General features: G+C 70.2%; 11 protein-coding genes. 2 read left to right on the top strand and 9 right to left on the bottom strand.

The genetic code is table 11. The features are described from left to right. Window positions 1–10 precede the first annotated feature (10 nt). Together pcaF and AC07PZ_RS18500 are read left to right on the top strand one after the other, a co-directional pair. Entirely contained in the window at window positions 11–1,219 is a 1,209-nt protein-coding gene (pcaF, locus tag AC07PZ_RS18505) for a 3-oxoadipyl-CoA thiolase (protein ID WP_495296592.1), read from the top strand. Between the two features lie 31 nt (window positions 1,220–1,250). Next, window positions 1,251–2,009, top strand: a complete 759-nt coding sequence (locus AC07PZ_RS18500) for a sulfite exporter TauE/SafE family protein (RefSeq protein WP_495296591.1) — start codon at window positions 1,251–1,253, stop codon at window positions 2,007–2,009. Window positions 2,010–2,049: 40 nt separating this feature from the next. Here AC07PZ_RS18500 and AC07PZ_RS18495 read toward each other — a convergent pair whose 3' ends face one another. The 9 genes from AC07PZ_RS18495 to AC07PZ_RS18455 all read right to left on the bottom strand — a co-directional run bounded on the left by AC07PZ_RS18495 (window position 2,050) and on the right by AC07PZ_RS18455 (window position 13,751). After that, the gene (locus AC07PZ_RS18495) at window positions 2,050–2,547 is read right to left on the bottom strand and encodes a MarR family winged helix-turn-helix transcriptional regulator (RefSeq protein WP_495296590.1); all 498 of its coding nucleotides are present in this window, start codon (window positions 2,545–2,547) and stop codon (window positions 2,050–2,052) included. A 46-nt stretch (window positions 2,548–2,593) separates the two neighbouring features. Further along, window positions 2,594–4,354, bottom strand: a complete 1,761-nt coding sequence (locus tag AC07PZ_RS18490; protein ID WP_495296589.1) for an acyl-CoA dehydrogenase family protein — start codon at window positions 4,352–4,354, stop codon at window positions 2,594–2,596. Between the two features lie 23 nt (window positions 4,355–4,377). Further along, entirely contained in the window at window positions 4,378–6,120 is a 1,743-nt protein-coding gene (locus tag AC07PZ_RS18485) for a tannase/feruloyl esterase family alpha/beta hydrolase (protein WP_495296588.1), read from the bottom strand. A gap of 34 nt (window positions 6,121–6,154) precedes the next feature. Then, complete coding sequence (locus AC07PZ_RS18480) at window positions 6,155–6,910, bottom strand: ABC transporter ATP-binding protein (RefSeq protein WP_495296587.1); 756 nt, start codon at window positions 6,908–6,910, stop codon at window positions 6,155–6,157. Continuing rightward, window positions 6,910–8,730 carry a branched-chain amino acid ABC transporter ATP-binding protein/permease gene (locus AC07PZ_RS18475; protein WP_495296586.1) on the bottom strand — a complete coding sequence of 607 codons (1,821 nt, stop codon included), beginning with the start codon at window positions 8,728–8,730 and terminating at the stop codon, window positions 6,910–6,912. The genes AC07PZ_RS18480 and AC07PZ_RS18475 overlap by 1 nt, the downstream gene beginning before the upstream one ends. Before the next feature lies 1 nt (window position 8,731). Further along, window positions 8,732–9,772, bottom strand: a complete 1,041-nt coding sequence (locus AC07PZ_RS18470) for a branched-chain amino acid ABC transporter permease (RefSeq protein ID WP_495296585.1) — start codon at window positions 9,770–9,772, stop codon at window positions 8,732–8,734. A 69-nt stretch (window positions 9,773–9,841) separates the two neighbouring features. Next, the gene (locus tag AC07PZ_RS18465; RefSeq protein ID WP_495296584.1) at window positions 9,842–10,978 is read right to left on the bottom strand and encodes an ABC transporter substrate-binding protein; all 1,137 of its coding nucleotides are present in this window, start codon (window positions 10,976–10,978) and stop codon (window positions 9,842–9,844) included. A 49-nt stretch (window positions 10,979–11,027) separates the two neighbouring features. Then, window positions 11,028–11,792 carry an SDR family NAD(P)-dependent oxidoreductase gene (locus tag AC07PZ_RS18460; protein ID WP_495296583.1) on the bottom strand — a complete coding sequence of 255 codons (765 nt, stop codon included), beginning with the start codon at window positions 11,790–11,792 and terminating at the stop codon, window positions 11,028–11,030. A 51-nt stretch (window positions 11,793–11,843) separates the two neighbouring features. Beyond that, a complete protein-coding gene (locus AC07PZ_RS18455; RefSeq protein WP_495296582.1) occupies window positions 11,844–13,751 on the bottom strand; it encodes a feruloyl-CoA synthase in 1,908 nt (635 codons plus the stop codon). Between the last annotated feature and the right edge of the window lie 24 nt (window positions 13,752–13,775).

Here is a 13,775-nt window from a genome sequence, read left to right as displayed (position 1 = left end):
GACACCGAACATGAGCAACCAAGAAGCCTTCATCTGCGACGCCATCCGCACGCCCTTCGGCCGCTACGGCGGCGCGCTGAGCAGCATCCGCACCGACGACCTCGGCGCCATCCCGCTCAAGGCGCTGATGGAGCGCAACAAGGGCGTCGACTGGCAAGCCGTGAGCGACGTGCTCTACGGCTGCGCCAACCAGGCCGGCGAAGACAACCGCAACGTCGCGCGCATGTCGGCGCTGCTGGCCGGCCTGCCGATGGAGCTCGGCGGCGCCACCATCAACCGCCTCTGCGGTTCGGGCCTGGACGCGGTCGGCACCGCGGCACGCGCCATCAAGTCGGGCGAAGCCGGCCTGATGATCGCAGGCGGCGTCGAAAGCATGAGCCGCGCACCCTTCGTGATGCCGAAGGCCGAAAGCGCCTTCAGCCGCAACAACGCGGTCTATGACACGACGATCGGCTGGCGCTTCGTCAACAAGCTGATGAAGGCGCAGTACGGCGTCGACTCGATGCCCGAGACCGCCGAGAACGTCGCCACCGACTACAAGATCGAGCGCGAAGCGCAGGACCGCATGGCGCTGGCCTCGCAGCAGCGCGCTGTGGCGGCACAGAAGGCCGGCTTCTTCGACAGCGAGATCGTGCCGGTGCACGTGCCGCAGAAGAAGGGCGACCCGATCATCGTGAGCAAGGACGAGCATCCGCGCGACACCAGCCTCGAGGCGCTCGCCAAGCTCAAGGGCGTGGTGCGGCCCGACGGCACGGTGACGGCCGGCAACGCCAGCGGCGTGAACGACGGCGCCGTGGCGCTGCTGCTCGCCAGCGAGGCGGCAGCCGGCAAGTACGGCCTCACGCCACGCGCCCGCATCGTCGGCATGGCGACGGCCGGCGTCGCGCCGCGCGTGATGGGCATCGGCCCCGCGCCCGCCACCCAGAAGGTGCTGGCACTGACCGGCCTGACGATCGACCAGATCGACGTGATCGAGCTCAACGAAGCCTTCGCGGCACAGGGCATCGCGGTGCTGCGCCTGCTCGGCCTGAAGGACGACGACGCGCGCGTCAACATCAACGGCGGCGCGATCGCGCTGGGCCATCCGCTGGGCGCCAGCGGCGCACGGCTCGCGACCACGGCCGTGAACCAGCTGCACAAGGGCGGCGGCCGCTATGCGCTGTGCACGATGTGCATCGGCGTGGGCCAGGGCATCGCCGTGATCCTCGAACGCGTGTGAACCCGCACGCCGAGCGTCGGGTGGCGGGCGCTTGAGCCTGCCGATCGTCGGCGACCCGTTCTTCTACGTGGTCGCGATTCCGGCAGTCCTGCTGCTGGGCATCAGCAAGAGCGGCTTTGGCGCGGGCTTCGGCTCGCTCGCCGTGCCGCTGATGGCGCTGGCCGTCACGGTGCCCGAGGCCGCGGCCATGCTGATGCCGGTGCTGCTGCTGATGGACCTGCTCGGCATCGCCGCGTTCCGGCGCGACTTCGACCTGGCGCTGCTGAAGTTCCTGATTCCCTGCGGGCTGGTCGGCGTGGTCATCGGCGCGTTGCTGTTCCGCTGGCTGTCGCCGCACACGGTGGCCGGCATCGTCGGCGTGTTCACGCTGCTCTTCCTCGCGCAGCGGGTGCTCTTTCCGCCCAAGCCCGGCGACCCGCACGCGCCGAAATGGGTCGGCGCCATCCTGACGGCGATCTCCGGCTTCACCAGCTTCATCGCGCATGCGGGCGGCCCGCCGGTCAATGCCTACGTGATCCCGATGCGGCTCAAGCCGGTCGTGTTCACCGCGACCATGGCCTACCTGTTCTTCGCGGTGAACCTGGGCAAGTGGATTCCCTACGCATGGCTCGGTCTGCTCGACCTGCGCAACATGGCGACCTCGCTGGTGCTGCTGCCCTTCGCGCCGCTGGGCGTGTGGATCGGCATCCGGATCGCGCGCCGGATCGACGCGACCTGGTTCTATCGCTTCGTCTATGCGGGCATGCTGCTGACCGGGCTCAAGCTGGTCTGGGACGGCTTTTTCGCCTGAACGCCGTAAAGTGCCCGAGCCCGACCACCGGGCGACGGCGCTACAGATAGAGCTTCTGCAGCAACCGCACCAGCGTGTCGCGCTCGCGGGCGCTGAGGCGGGCGCTGGCCTCCGCTTCCAGCTGCACCACGGCGCGCTCGGCTTCGGCGATCAGCCGCTCGCCGGCCGGCGTCAGGTGCAGGCCGAGTGCGCGGCCATCGCGCGGATGGGGCCGGCGCTCGATCAGTCCGCGGCTGTCCATCGCGGCGATCAGGCTCACCAGGTTGGGCGGCAGGATGTCGAGCGTCGCGCAGAGTTCGCGCGAGGTCGCGCCGGGGTTGTGCGCCAGCAGCGACAGCACGGAGAAGTCGGCCTGCTTGAGCCCGTAGACCGCCATGCGCTCGGCGAACAGCGCGGTGACCACGAGCCAGGCACGCCGCGCGTTGTAGCCGACGAGTTTCTCGAGCACGCCGGTGTCGAGCCTTTCGGCCTTGAGGGCGGCAGCGCCCGTGGCGGGGGCTGCCGTTGTGTCGGTGGTCTTCTTGCGTGTCGTGGCCATCCGGCGAGCCTATCGCAGTGCGCCGCGCGTTCCGGCCGACGCCACGTCACGCATGCGCCGCTGCCGCCGCGGCCGTGACGGCGTCGCAGGCGCGCTTGACCATGCCGAGCCGCATCTCGAATTCGGGCAGCACGTGGCGATGGAACGCAGCCGAGGCTCTCGCCCAGCGTTCGCCGTCGATGCCTTCCGCGCCGTTGGCCGCCACGTCGATGCGTGCCCAGGCCCAGCCCAGCATCGCCAGCATCGTGACGCGCAGGTAGTCGTCGGCGACCTCGTAGGGCAGCGTCGGCGCCGCATGCGCGGCCATCGCGATGCTGGTCGTCAGGTAGCGCAACTGGGCGAGCCGGCGCTGCGCGTCGGCGTCGACTTCGCGCGAGGCGTCGAGCTCGTCGCGCAGCTCGATCAGCACGTCCGACATGGCGGCACCGCCATCGGGCAGCACCTTGCGCACCAGCAGGTCGATCGCCTGGATCTCGTTGGTGCCCTCGTAGATCATGCTGACCCGCACGTCGCGCAGCACCTGTTCGATGCCCCATTCGCGCACGTAGCCGTGGCCGCCGAAGACCTGCAGGCACTCGCTCGTGCCGGTGAAGCCCTGTTGCGTGCAGGCGGCCTTGAGGACGGGCGTGACCAGCGCGCACCAGCGCTGCGCGCGCGCCTTCGCCTTGGAGTCGGCGTCGTGCTTCGCCACGTCGAGCATCACCGCGGTGCGATAGGCCAGCGCGCGGCCGCCGTCGATCCAGGCGCGCTGGGTGTCGAGGATGCGGCGGACGGCCGGATGCTCGGCGATCAGGTCGGCCGCCTCGCCGCCGCGGCTCGCGGGCAGCGCGCCAGGCGCACGCATCTGGCGGCGCTCGCGCGCATAGGCGTCGGCCTTCTGCCAGGCCGCGTCGAGCAGCCCGATGCCCTGCAGCGCGACGTGCAGGCGCGCCGCGTTCATCATCACGAACATCGCGGCCAGTCCGCGGTTCGGCTCGCCGACCAGCCAGCCGGTGGCCTCGTCGAAGCGCATCGCGCAGGTCGGGCTGCCGTGCAGGCCCATCTTCTCCTCGATGCGCTCGCAGTGCACCGCGTTGCGCGTGTCGTCCGGCAACTGCTTCGGCACCAGCGCGAGCGACAGGCCCTTGGGTCCGGCCGGCGCATCGGGCAGGCGGCACAGCACGAGGTGGACGATGTTCGGCGTCAGGTCGTGTTCGCCGCCGGAGATGAAGATCTTGCTGCCGCTCACGCGCAGGCTGCCGTCGGCTTGCTGCACGGCGCGGGTGCGCACCTGGCCCAGGTCGCTGCCGGCATGCGCTTCGGTCAGGCACATCGTCGCGAGCCATTCGCCGGTGGCGATCTTCGACAGATAGCGTGCCTTGAGGTCTTCGCTGCCGTGGTGCTTGAGGCAGTCGTAGGCGCCGTGCAGCAGGCCGGGCGCCATCGTGAACCCGTGGTTGGCCGCGCTGAGCCATTCGTACAGCACGGCCTCGAGCACCGCGGGCAGGCCCTGGCCGCCATCGGCCGTCTCGGCCGCGAGCGCCGGCCAGCCGCCGTCGACGAAGGCCTGGTAGGCCTCGGCGAAGCCGGGCGGTGCGGTCACCGTTGCGCCATCGGGTCCGTTGTCGAAGCGGCAGCCCACGGTGTCGCCGGTCCGGTTGAGCGGTGCGATCGCGCTGCCGACGAAGCGTGCCGCCTCTTCCAGCACCTGCGCCTGCAGGTCGCCGTCGATCTCGGCAAAGGGGGCGAGCGCCTGCAGGCGCGCAGGCGCGTCGAGCACCGCGTTCAGCACGAAGCGGATGTCGTCGGGGCGGGGCTGGTAGTCCATCGTCGGTTCAATGTCAGATCAGGTCAGGGCGTGGGGAGCCGGCAGGCGAAGCTCGCCGCCGTTTCGGTGTCGCCGCCGGTGTAGACGGCGACGCGTGGATAGGGGCACAGCGGACGCGTGCGCTGCGGCGACCAGCTGGCCGGCACTTCGGTATTGGCGACCGGCGTGCCGGCGCCGCGGGCGCTGGCCGTCACGGCGTCGGGCGCGCGGCCCTGCTCGACCCAGTCGACCAGCGCGCTCAGCATGTCGAATTGATCGGTGGCCGGGCCGCCCGCGCAGTGGTTCATGCCGGGCACCGGGAAGTAGCGCGCGAAGGCCGATGCGTCGCCGCCGTTCGCCGCCTGCACGCGGGTGTACCAGGCGGCCGTGTCGTCGGACGAGAACACCGGGTCGCTGGTGCCGTGGTAGACGATCATCCGGCCGCCGCGGTTGCGCAGCGCCGACAGGTTGGCGGCATCGGGCGGCGTCATGAACGACAGCGATGACTCGCCGAAGACGCCGCTCGCGGTGGCGATCAGTGGCGCATCGCGGTCCATGTCGAAACCCAGCGCGAAGGGCAGGCCCTGCGCCCGGTCGGCCAGCGGCGGCGTCGTGAAGATGAAGCCGACGGCGCCGGTGTCGCGCGTCTGCGAGCTGTTGAACTTCCAGTCGCGCCAGTTGCTGCCGCCGATGCCGGAATCGAAGGGGAAGCTGCTGTAGAGCGGCGTGCCCGCGCTGTTGCGCGCACCCGCGAAGACGTTCGACAGCGCGGTCTTCTGCGCCGGGCTCAGGCAACGGCCGTCGCGCGTGCCGGCGGCACAGGTGGGCACGTCGGTCTGCAGGTTGAAGGCGGCTTGGCAGGCCTGCACGTTCGACACGATGCCGTCGGCCAGCCCGTCGAGCGCGTCGCAGCGCGCCAGCACGCGATCGGACACGAGCGTGAGCTCGGCGGGCGTGAAGGCGCTCTGCAGATCGGGCAGGCCGGCCGGCGTCTTGCCGCTGGCGACGCCGGCGTACTGCTGCGCGCCATACAACTGCGCCACGGCGGCCTTCGGCAGGTTGTAGCCGGGGTCGCCTGCGAGGATGCCGTCGTACTGGTCGGCCGACCGGACGGCCGCGACCATGGCATGCCGGCCGCCGTTCGAGCAGCCACCGAAGTAGGAGCGATCGGGACCGCGGCCGTAGGCCTGGGCGATCAGGTTCTTGGCCATCGGCGTGAGTTGCGCGACTGCGTTGTAGCCGTAGTCGAGCCGCGCCTGCGGATCGAGCCCGAAGCGCGGGCCCATCGCACCGGCGTGGCCGGCGTCGGCGCTGATCACGGCGAAGCCCATCTGCAGCGCGCTGCTGCGCGGGCCGCCGCCGCCGATGCCGCCCAGTGCGGGAATCACGACACCGTCGAGGCCGCCGTTGGCCTGGTAGAAGAAGCGTCCGTTCCAGTCGACCGGCAGGCGCATCTCGAAGCCGATGGCATAGCGCTGGCCGTCGACCGCGCTGGTGCGCTCGTTCGTGCGGCCCTGCACCAGGCAGTGCGCGGGCGCGGGCATGGCACTGCCGCCCACCGTCACGGTGCCGGCCGGCACCTGCGTGATGCTGCTGTAGACCGTGCCCGGCAGTGCGGCGCGGGCGGCCAGGTCCTGGCAGGCCTGCAGCGTGCCGGGGCGCGCCGCCGCGAGCGTGGGCGGCGTCGGCGATGCCCCGCGACCGGCGCCGGCGCAGGCCGCGAGCAGGGCGATGAGGCCGAGCGCGCTGGCGCCCAGGCCGACCTTCATGTGGCGCTGTCTTGTCATGTCGTCTCCATGTCGCGGCACGGGCCGCATTGCTTCAGGCGGCCTTCGCGGCACCCAGGTAGGTGTCGATCACGCGCGAGTCGACCGCGAGATCCGACGCCCGGCCTTCCAGGCTCACGCTGCCCATTTCGAGCACGTAGCCATGGTCGGCCACTTCGAGTGCGGCGCGTGCGTTCTGTTCAACCAGCAGGATCGTCACGCCGGTGGCGCGCAGCGCGTCGACCGTGCGGAAGATCTCCTGCACCACCAGCGGCGCGAGGCCGAGGCTGGGCTCGTCGAGCATCAGCAGGGTGGGCCGCGACATCAGCGCGCGGCCGACCGCAAGCATCTGGCGCTCGCCGCCCGACAGCGTGCCGGCGAGCTGCGCGCGGCGCTCCTTCAGGCGCGGGAACAGCGCGTAGATGGTGTCGAGCTGGTCGCGCCATTGCCGGTTGCGCAGGCGCACCTGGCGGAAGGCACCGAGCACCAGGTTGTCTTCGACCGGCATCGTGCCGAACAGCTCGCGCTTCTCGGGCACCAGCGCAATGCCGAGCATCACGCGCTCTTCCAGCGACAGGCCCGAGATCGGCTGGCCCATGTACTCGATCTGTCCCTTGGCGGGCAGCACGCCCATCAGCGAGTTGAGCAGCGTCGACTTGCCGGCGCCGTTCGGCCCGATCACCGTGACGACGCTGCCGGCGTCGGCCTGCAGGTCGATGCCGTGCAGCACCTCGGCGCGGCCGTAGCCGGCGTGCAGGTCGCGCACGCGCAGCAGGGGCGTGGTGGTGGCGGTCTTGGTCGTGGTGGTCATCAGTGTTCCGTTCCCAGATAGGCGGCGCGCACCTTGTCGCTGCGCTGCACCTCGCCCGGCGTGCCTTCCATCAGGTGGGTGCCGAACTCCATCACCACGATGTGATCGCAGATGTCCATCACCAGGCCCATGTCGTGCTCGACCAGCAGGATGCTCATGCCCTCGCCGCGCAGCGTGCGCAGCACCTGGCCGAGCGCCTCTTTCTCCTTGTGGCGCAGGCCGGCGGCCGGCTCGTCGAGCAGCAGCAGGGCCGGGTCGGCGCACAGTGCGCGCGCGATCTCCAGCAGGCGCTGCTGGCCCATCGCCAGGTTGCCCGCCGTCTCGTGCAGGTAGTCGCCCATGCCGACGCGGCGTAACTGGCGCTCGGCCTCGCGGAACAGCTCGCGCTCCTCGTTGCGGTCGAGCCGCAGCATGGCCGATATCGCACCCTTGCGGCCGCGCAGGTGCGCGCCCAGCGCCACGTTCTCCAGCACCGTCATGTCCGCCACCATCTTCACGTGCTGGAAGGTGCGAGAGACGCCGCGCTCGGCGATCTGCCGTGCGCCCAGTCCGCCGATCGGCTCGCCGCGGAAGCGCACGTTGCCGCCCGACAGGCCCAGCACGCCCGTCACGAGGTTGAAGGTGGTCGACTTGCCGGCGCCGTTCGGCCCGATCAGGCCGACGATCTGGCCGGCACGCGTCTGGAAGCTGATGTCGTTGACCGCCACCAGCCCGCCGAATGTCTTGCGGATCGCCTGCACGTCCAGCACCACCTCGCCGGCCGCCGGCTTGCTGCGCGCGGGCAGGTCGGCCGCGTCGTGCCAGTCGACCGCGCGCCAGGGGCGCGGCAGTTGCCGGTCGACGAACTCCCACAGGCCGTCGGGCAGGTACTTCAGCACCAGCACGATCATGATGCCGAACACGATCAGCTCGTAGTTGCCGCTGGTGCCGATCAGCTTGGGCAGCAGCACCTGCAACTGGTCTTCCAGCAGCTTGACGATGCCCGAGCCGGCGACCGCGCCCCAGACATGCGCCGAGCCGCCGAGCACCGCCATGAACAGGTACTCGATGCCCATCTTGATACCGAAGGGCGACGGGTTGACGGTGCGCTGGAAGTGCGCAAAGAGCCAGCCCGAGATCGACGCGAACATCGCCGCCAGCACGAAGATGCCGACCTTGAAGCGCAGCGTGTTCACGCCCATCGCCTCGGCCATCTGCGTGCCGCCCGCGAGCGCGCGGATCGCGCGGCCGCTGCGCGAGTCGAGCAGCCGGATCACCGCGAAGCACCCGAGGATCGCGAAGGCCCAGACGACCGCGTAGAACACACGGCGCTGGCCGATCTCGAAGCCGAACAGCGACAGGCCCTTGACGCCCAGGATGCCGTCGTACTTGCCCAGCGCATCGAGGTTGCCCATCAGGTAGTAGAGCGCCAGCGCCCAGGCGATGGTGGCCAGCGGCAGGTAGTGGCCCGACATGCGCAGCGTGATCGCGCCGATCACGGCCGCGCTGATGCCGGTGAGCGCCAGCCCGATGAACAGCGTGAGCCAGGGCGAGAGGCCGAAGTTCACGCTCAGGTAGGCGGTGGTGTAGGCCCCGATGCCGACGAAGGCGGCCTGCCCGAAGGAGGTCAGCCCGCCCACGCCGGTGAGCAGCACCAGCCCCAGCACCGGCAGCGTGTAGATGCCGATGTAGTTGAGCTGGATGATCCAGAAGTCGGGCAGCGGCAGCAGCGGCAGCGCGATCAGCACCAGCACGAGCGCCAGCGGGCCCCAGGTGCGCAGTGCGCTCTTGCGAGGCGCGGCCAGCGTCGTTGCGGTGGGAGGATTCACGAGCGTGCTCATTTCAGTGTTCCTCGTCGGAATGGCCGCTGCGCAGCGAGCGCCACAGCAGCACCGGCAGCACGATGGTGAACACGATCACTTCCTTGAAGGAACTGGCCCAGAACGAACCGAAGGCCTCGATCACGCCGACCGCGAGCGCACCGAGCAACGCGCCCGGGTAGCTCGCCAGTCCGGCGATCACGCCGGCCACGAAGCCCTTCAGGCCGATCAGGAAGCCGGAGTCGTAGAACACGGTGGTGGTCGGCCCGATCAGCAGGCCCGAGAGCGCGCCGATGAGACCGGCCATCGCGAAGGTGAGCTGGCCGGCGGTCTGGGTCGAGATGCCCATGAGCCGCGCACCCAGCCGGTTCACGGCCGTGGCGCGCAGCGCCTTGCCGTACAGGCTGCGCTCGAAGAAGAGCCACAGCAGCACGATGAGTGCGGCCGAGGCGCCGAAGATGATCATCGTCTGGCCGCTCAGCGTGAGCGGGCCGAGCGCGATGCGCACGTCGAGGAAGGGCGGGTTGCGAAAGCCTTCCGCACCGAAGAACAGCAGGCCGAGGCCGGTCATCGCGAAATGCACGCCGACCGAGACGATCAGCAGCACCAGCGAGCTGGCGCCCGCCAGCGACTGGTAGGCCACGCGGTACACCAGCGGGCCGAAGGCGGTGACGATGCAGACCGTGAGCAGCGCCTGCACCGGCAGCGGCAGGTTGCGCGGGCCGGCCCAGGCCGAGACCGCGCACACCACGGCGGGTATGGCGAAGGTGCGCAGCGCCGCCATGAAGGCGGGCGCCGCACGGCCGCGATGCCGCCAGACCGTGCCCAGCTCCATCAGCGCCGCGACGCCGGCCAGGATCAGCAGCAGCCAGACCGTGCCCGGCGTCTTGCCGGTCTGGAAGATGGCCAGTGTCAGCGCGCCGTAGGCCACGAATTCGCCCTGCGGAATGAAGATGACGCGGGTCACCGTGAAGACGAGCACGATCCCGACCCCGAGCAGGGCATAGATCGCGCCGTTGGTGAGTCCGTCCAGCATCAGGATGCTGGCGATTGAGAGGTCCATGGCGGCGCCGGTGAGGAAAGGAGGGTGGCGGGCCGTCGCCGGACGGCGTCCGGTGGCCCGCCTGGGTGTTTACTGCTCGACCTTGAACTTGCCGTCCACGACCTTGAGCATCACGCCGGTCTCGGTCGTGTAGCCCCAATGGTCCTGCGCGGTCCAGTTCAGCACGCCATGCGCGAGCACGGTGCGGCCCATGGTTTCCATCGCGTCGCGCAGCGCGGCGCGGAACTCCGGCGTGCCCGGCTTGGCCTTCTTCAGCGCGATCGGCACGGCCTTCTCGAGCACCGTGAGCGCGTCGGCCGCGTGGCCGGCGAACTGGTTGCGCGAACCCGGGCCGTAGGCCTTCTCGTAGCCCTGCACGAAGGCCACCGCAGCGGCCTTCGACGGGTGGCTGTCAGGCAACTGCTCGGCGACCGTGGCCGGGCCGGACACCACGAAGGTGCCTTCCGCGTCCTTGCCGGCGGTGCGCATCAGGTCCTGCGTGGCGGCGGCGTGGGTCTGGTAGACCTTGCCCTTGTAGCCGCGTTCCATCACGGCCTTCTGCGGCATGCCCGCACCGCTGCCCGAGGCGACGATCAGGATCGCGTCCGGGTTGGCGGAGCTCAGCTTCAGCACCTGGCCGGTCACGCTGGTGTCGGCGCGCGCGAAGCGTTCGGTCGCGACGATCTTGATGCCGTTCTTCTCGGCTTCGGCGGTCATGGCCTTGAGCCAGAGTTCGCCGTAGGCATCGGTGTAGCCCAGGAAGCCGACGGTCTTCACGCCGTGCGCCTTCATGTGCTTGACCACTGCGAAGGCCATCACGTCGTTCGACTGCGGCAGGCGGAAGAACCACTTGTCCTTGCCAGGCGGCAGGCCGGCCGGCGAGGTGGAGAGCTGCGGCGTGCCCGCTTCGGCCGTGACGTCGGCCATCGGCGTTGCGACCGGCGTGGCGCTCGAACCGACGATCACGTCGGCCTTGTCCTCGGTGACCAGGCGCTGCGCGTCCTTCACGCCCGTCGTCGGGTCGGAGGCGTCGTCGAGCACGATGACCTTGAGCGTCTCGCCAGCGATGGCCTTGGGCCAGATCGCGATCCCGTTCTTGACCGGGATGCCCAGGCCGGAGGCCGGACCGGTCAGTGGCTGCACCACGCCGATGGTGAGGTCCGCATGGGCCACGCCCATGGCGAGAAAGGCCATGACGGCCGCGACACTTGTCTTCTTCAATTTCATCGATGTCTCCTGGTTGGATTCGGGGAAGGCCGCGATTGCAGCACAAGGTTCAGCGCGGCGCCATGCGCAGCGCGCCGTCGAGGCGGATGACCTCGCCGTTCAGATGGCCGTTGGTCACGACATGGCAGGCCAGTTCCGCGAACTCCGACGGCTTGCCGAGGCGCGGCGGAAACGGAATGGACGCGGCCAGCGATTGCTGCACCGGTTCCGGCAGTTCCAGCAGCAGCGGCGTGGCGAACAGCCCCGGCGCCACGGTGCACACGCGAATGCCGTGCTGCGCCAGGTCGCGCGCCATCGGCAGCGTCATGCCGACCAGGCCGCCCTTCGATGCGCTGTAGGCCTGCTGGCCGACCTGGCCGTCGAAGGCCGCGACCGATGCAGTAAAGAGCATCACGCCCTTCTCGCCGCCGTCCAGCGCGTCGAGCTTCGCGCAGCGCGCGGCGAACAGGCGGCTCATGTTGTAGGCGCCGATCAGGTTGACCGTGACCACGCGCACGAAGTCTTCCAGCGGCGCGGCGTTGCCGTCCTTGCCGACGATGCGCCTGGCGCTGCCGATGCCGGCGACGTTCATCAGGATGCGGGCCGGGCCGTGTGCCGCCACGGCACGTTCGAGTGCGGCCTCGACGCTGGCGGCGTCGGTGATGTCGCAGACGCACGCGATGCCGCCGATCTCGGCCGCGACCTTTTCCGCGAGCGCTGCATTGCGGTCGAGCACCGCGACCTTGGCGCCGAGGCGGGCCAGCTCGCGTGCCGTTGCTTCGCCCAGCCCCGACGCGCCGCCGGTGACCAGTGCGCTCTGTCCTTCGATCTTCATGGTGTGTCTCTTTCTGCAGTCGGTGGTGTTCGCGCCGTGATCGACGTGTCTTCAGCGCGGCTTCAGCGTGAAGGGCAGCGTGCCGCCGTGCAGCGCGTCGGCCACGTCGGCCCGGTGCTTGAGCACGGCGCGCTGGTTGATCGAGCCCTTGTCGGTCACCTCGCCCTTGTCCAGCGCAGGCGGTTCGGCCACCAGGTGCGCACGCGCGATGCGGTTGGCGCTGCCGGTGGCGTTGGCTGCGAGCTCGTCCAGCACGCCCTGGAAGTGCGCCTGCACCGGCGCGCTGGCGAGCACGTCCTGCATCGGCGCACCGGCCGGCAGGCCGGCGAGCTGGCGCACCGCCTGCGTCGGAAACACGAGCGCGCCGACTTCCTTCAGGTTGATGCCGGTCAGCACCACGTCCTGCACGTAGGGCGCGCCGGCGGCGATCACTTTGGCGCGCAACGGGCCGACGCTCACGAAGGTGCCGGTGGCGAGCTTGAAGTCTTCGGCGATGCGGCCGTCGAAGCGCAGGCCGCGGTGGATGTTCGACGGGTCGATCCAGGCGACGGCGTCGCCGGTCGAGAAGAAGCCTTCGTCGTCGAAGGCCTCGCGCGTGGCGTCGGGCATGCGCCAGTAGCCGGGCGTGATGTTCGGGCCGCTGTAGCGCACCTCGGTCTTGCCGTCGGTCGGCACCAGCTTCAGCCGGATGCCCGCGGCCGGCAGGCCGAGGTCGCCGGAGGTGACGTACGGATCGGTGATGTACAGCGCGAAGGGCGACGACTCGGTCATGCCCAGGCCGGTGCCCATCACGATGCGCTCGCCGATCGCGGCTTCCTCGATGCGGTGCAGCGTGTCCCACACCGGCTGCGGCAGCGCGGCGCCGGCGTAGAAGAACATCTTCACGCGCGACAGCAGCGTGTCGCGCAGCACGGTGTCGCTCTCCATCGCGTTCGCAATCGCCTCGAAGCCGGTCGGCACGTTGAAGTACAGCGTGGGGGCGATCTCGCGCAGGTTGCGCAGCGTCTCGGCGATGCCCGTGGGCGTCGGCTTGCCGTCGTCGATGTAGAGCGTGCCGCCGTTGTAGAGCGCGATGCCCAGGTTGTGGTTGCCGCCAAAGGTGTGGTTCCAGGGCAGCCAGTCGACCAGCACCGGCGGCTCGTCGCCGATGGCGGGGATCGACTGCAGCAGCTGCTGCTGGTTGGCGCACATCATGCGGTGCGTGTTGATCACGGCCTTCGGGTTCTTGGTCGAGCCCGAGGTGAAGAGGAACTTGGTGATCGTGCTCGGATGCGTGGCGTGCAGTGCGGCGTCGACCGCGTCGGTGGCCGGCGTGGCGAGCAGGTCGGCCCACGGCGTGGTCGTGCGGCCGTCGATGCTGCCTTCGCCCAGCACCACTTCGACGTCGTCGCCCAGCGTGGCCAGGACTGCGCGGCCATAGCGCCTGGCGTCGGCGGCGAAGACCAGGCCCGGCGTCAGCGTGCCGAGCACGTGGCGCAGCTTCTCGAAGTCCTGGCTGATCGTGGCGTAGGCCGGCGACACCGGGCAATAGGCCACGCCCGCATACAGGCAGCCCAGCGCCAGCAGCGCGTGCTCGATGCTGTTCTCGCTCAGGATCGCGACCGGACGCTCTTCGTTCAGCCCGCGGTCGATCAGCGCCTGGCCGATGCGGCGCGCATGCTGCAGCGCCTGCGCGTAGCTCACGTGCTGCCAGTCGCCGGTGCGGCCGTCGGGCAGGCGCTCGCGGCGCGCGACGAAGGTGCGGTCGGGCGCCACCTCGGCCCAGTGCAGCAGCCGGTCGGTCAGCCGGTGCGCATAGGGCCCGAGCGGTTGCTCGGCCTCGAGGTACTGGACGCCGCCATCGGCCTCGCGCAGGCTGGCGCGGGTGATGCCGAAAGCCAGCGGGCGGTAGCGCGCGGGCGTCGCCGCGGCGCTTGCAGTGGCCGCAGCGGGCGGCGTCAGGGTGTGGGTCTCGCTCATCGTTGTTCTTCTTCGGGTGTGGCG

This window comes from Variovorax sp. GW821-FHT10B04 (assembly GCF_059415645.1).
This window is presented reverse-complemented; position numbering and strand designations above follow the sequence as displayed.

What these genes read in the sequence shown, in the direction of transcription:
- pcaF (WP_495296592.1), top strand. Translation starts at nt 11, where the DNA reads ATGAGCAACCAAGAAGCCTTCATCTGCGACGCCATCCGCACGCCCTTC.
- AC07PZ_RS18465 (WP_495296584.1), bottom strand. Translation starts at nt 10,978, where the DNA reads ATGAAATTGAAGAAGACAAGTGTCGCGGCCGTCATGGCCTTTCTCGCC.
- AC07PZ_RS18490 (WP_495296589.1), bottom strand. Translation starts at nt 4,354, where the DNA reads ATGGACTACCAGCCCCGCCCCGACGACATCCGCTTCGTGCTGAACGCG.
- AC07PZ_RS18460 (WP_495296583.1), bottom strand. Translation starts at nt 11,792, where the DNA reads ATGAAGATCGAAGGACAGAGCGCACTGGTCACCGGCGGCGCGTCGGGG.
- AC07PZ_RS18455 (WP_495296582.1), bottom strand. Translation starts at nt 13,751, where the DNA reads ATGAGCGAGACCCACACCCTGACGCCGCCCGCTGCGGCCACTGCAAGC.
- AC07PZ_RS18495 (WP_495296590.1), bottom strand. Translation starts at nt 2,547, where the DNA reads ATGGCCACGACACGCAAGAAGACCACCGACACAACGGCAGCCCCCGCC.
- AC07PZ_RS18475 (WP_495296586.1), bottom strand. Translation starts at nt 8,730, where the DNA reads ATGAGCACGCTCGTGAATCCTCCCACCGCAACGACGCTGGCCGCGCCT.
- AC07PZ_RS18470 (WP_495296585.1), bottom strand. Translation starts at nt 9,772, where the DNA reads ATGGACCTCTCAATCGCCAGCATCCTGATGCTGGACGGACTCACCAAC.
- AC07PZ_RS18485 (WP_495296588.1), bottom strand. Translation starts at nt 6,120, where the DNA reads ATGACAAGACAGCGCCACATGAAGGTCGGCCTGGGCGCCAGCGCGCTC.
- AC07PZ_RS18480 (WP_495296587.1), bottom strand. Translation starts at nt 6,910, where the DNA reads ATGACCACCACGACCAAGACCGCCACCACCACGCCCCTGCTGCGCGTG.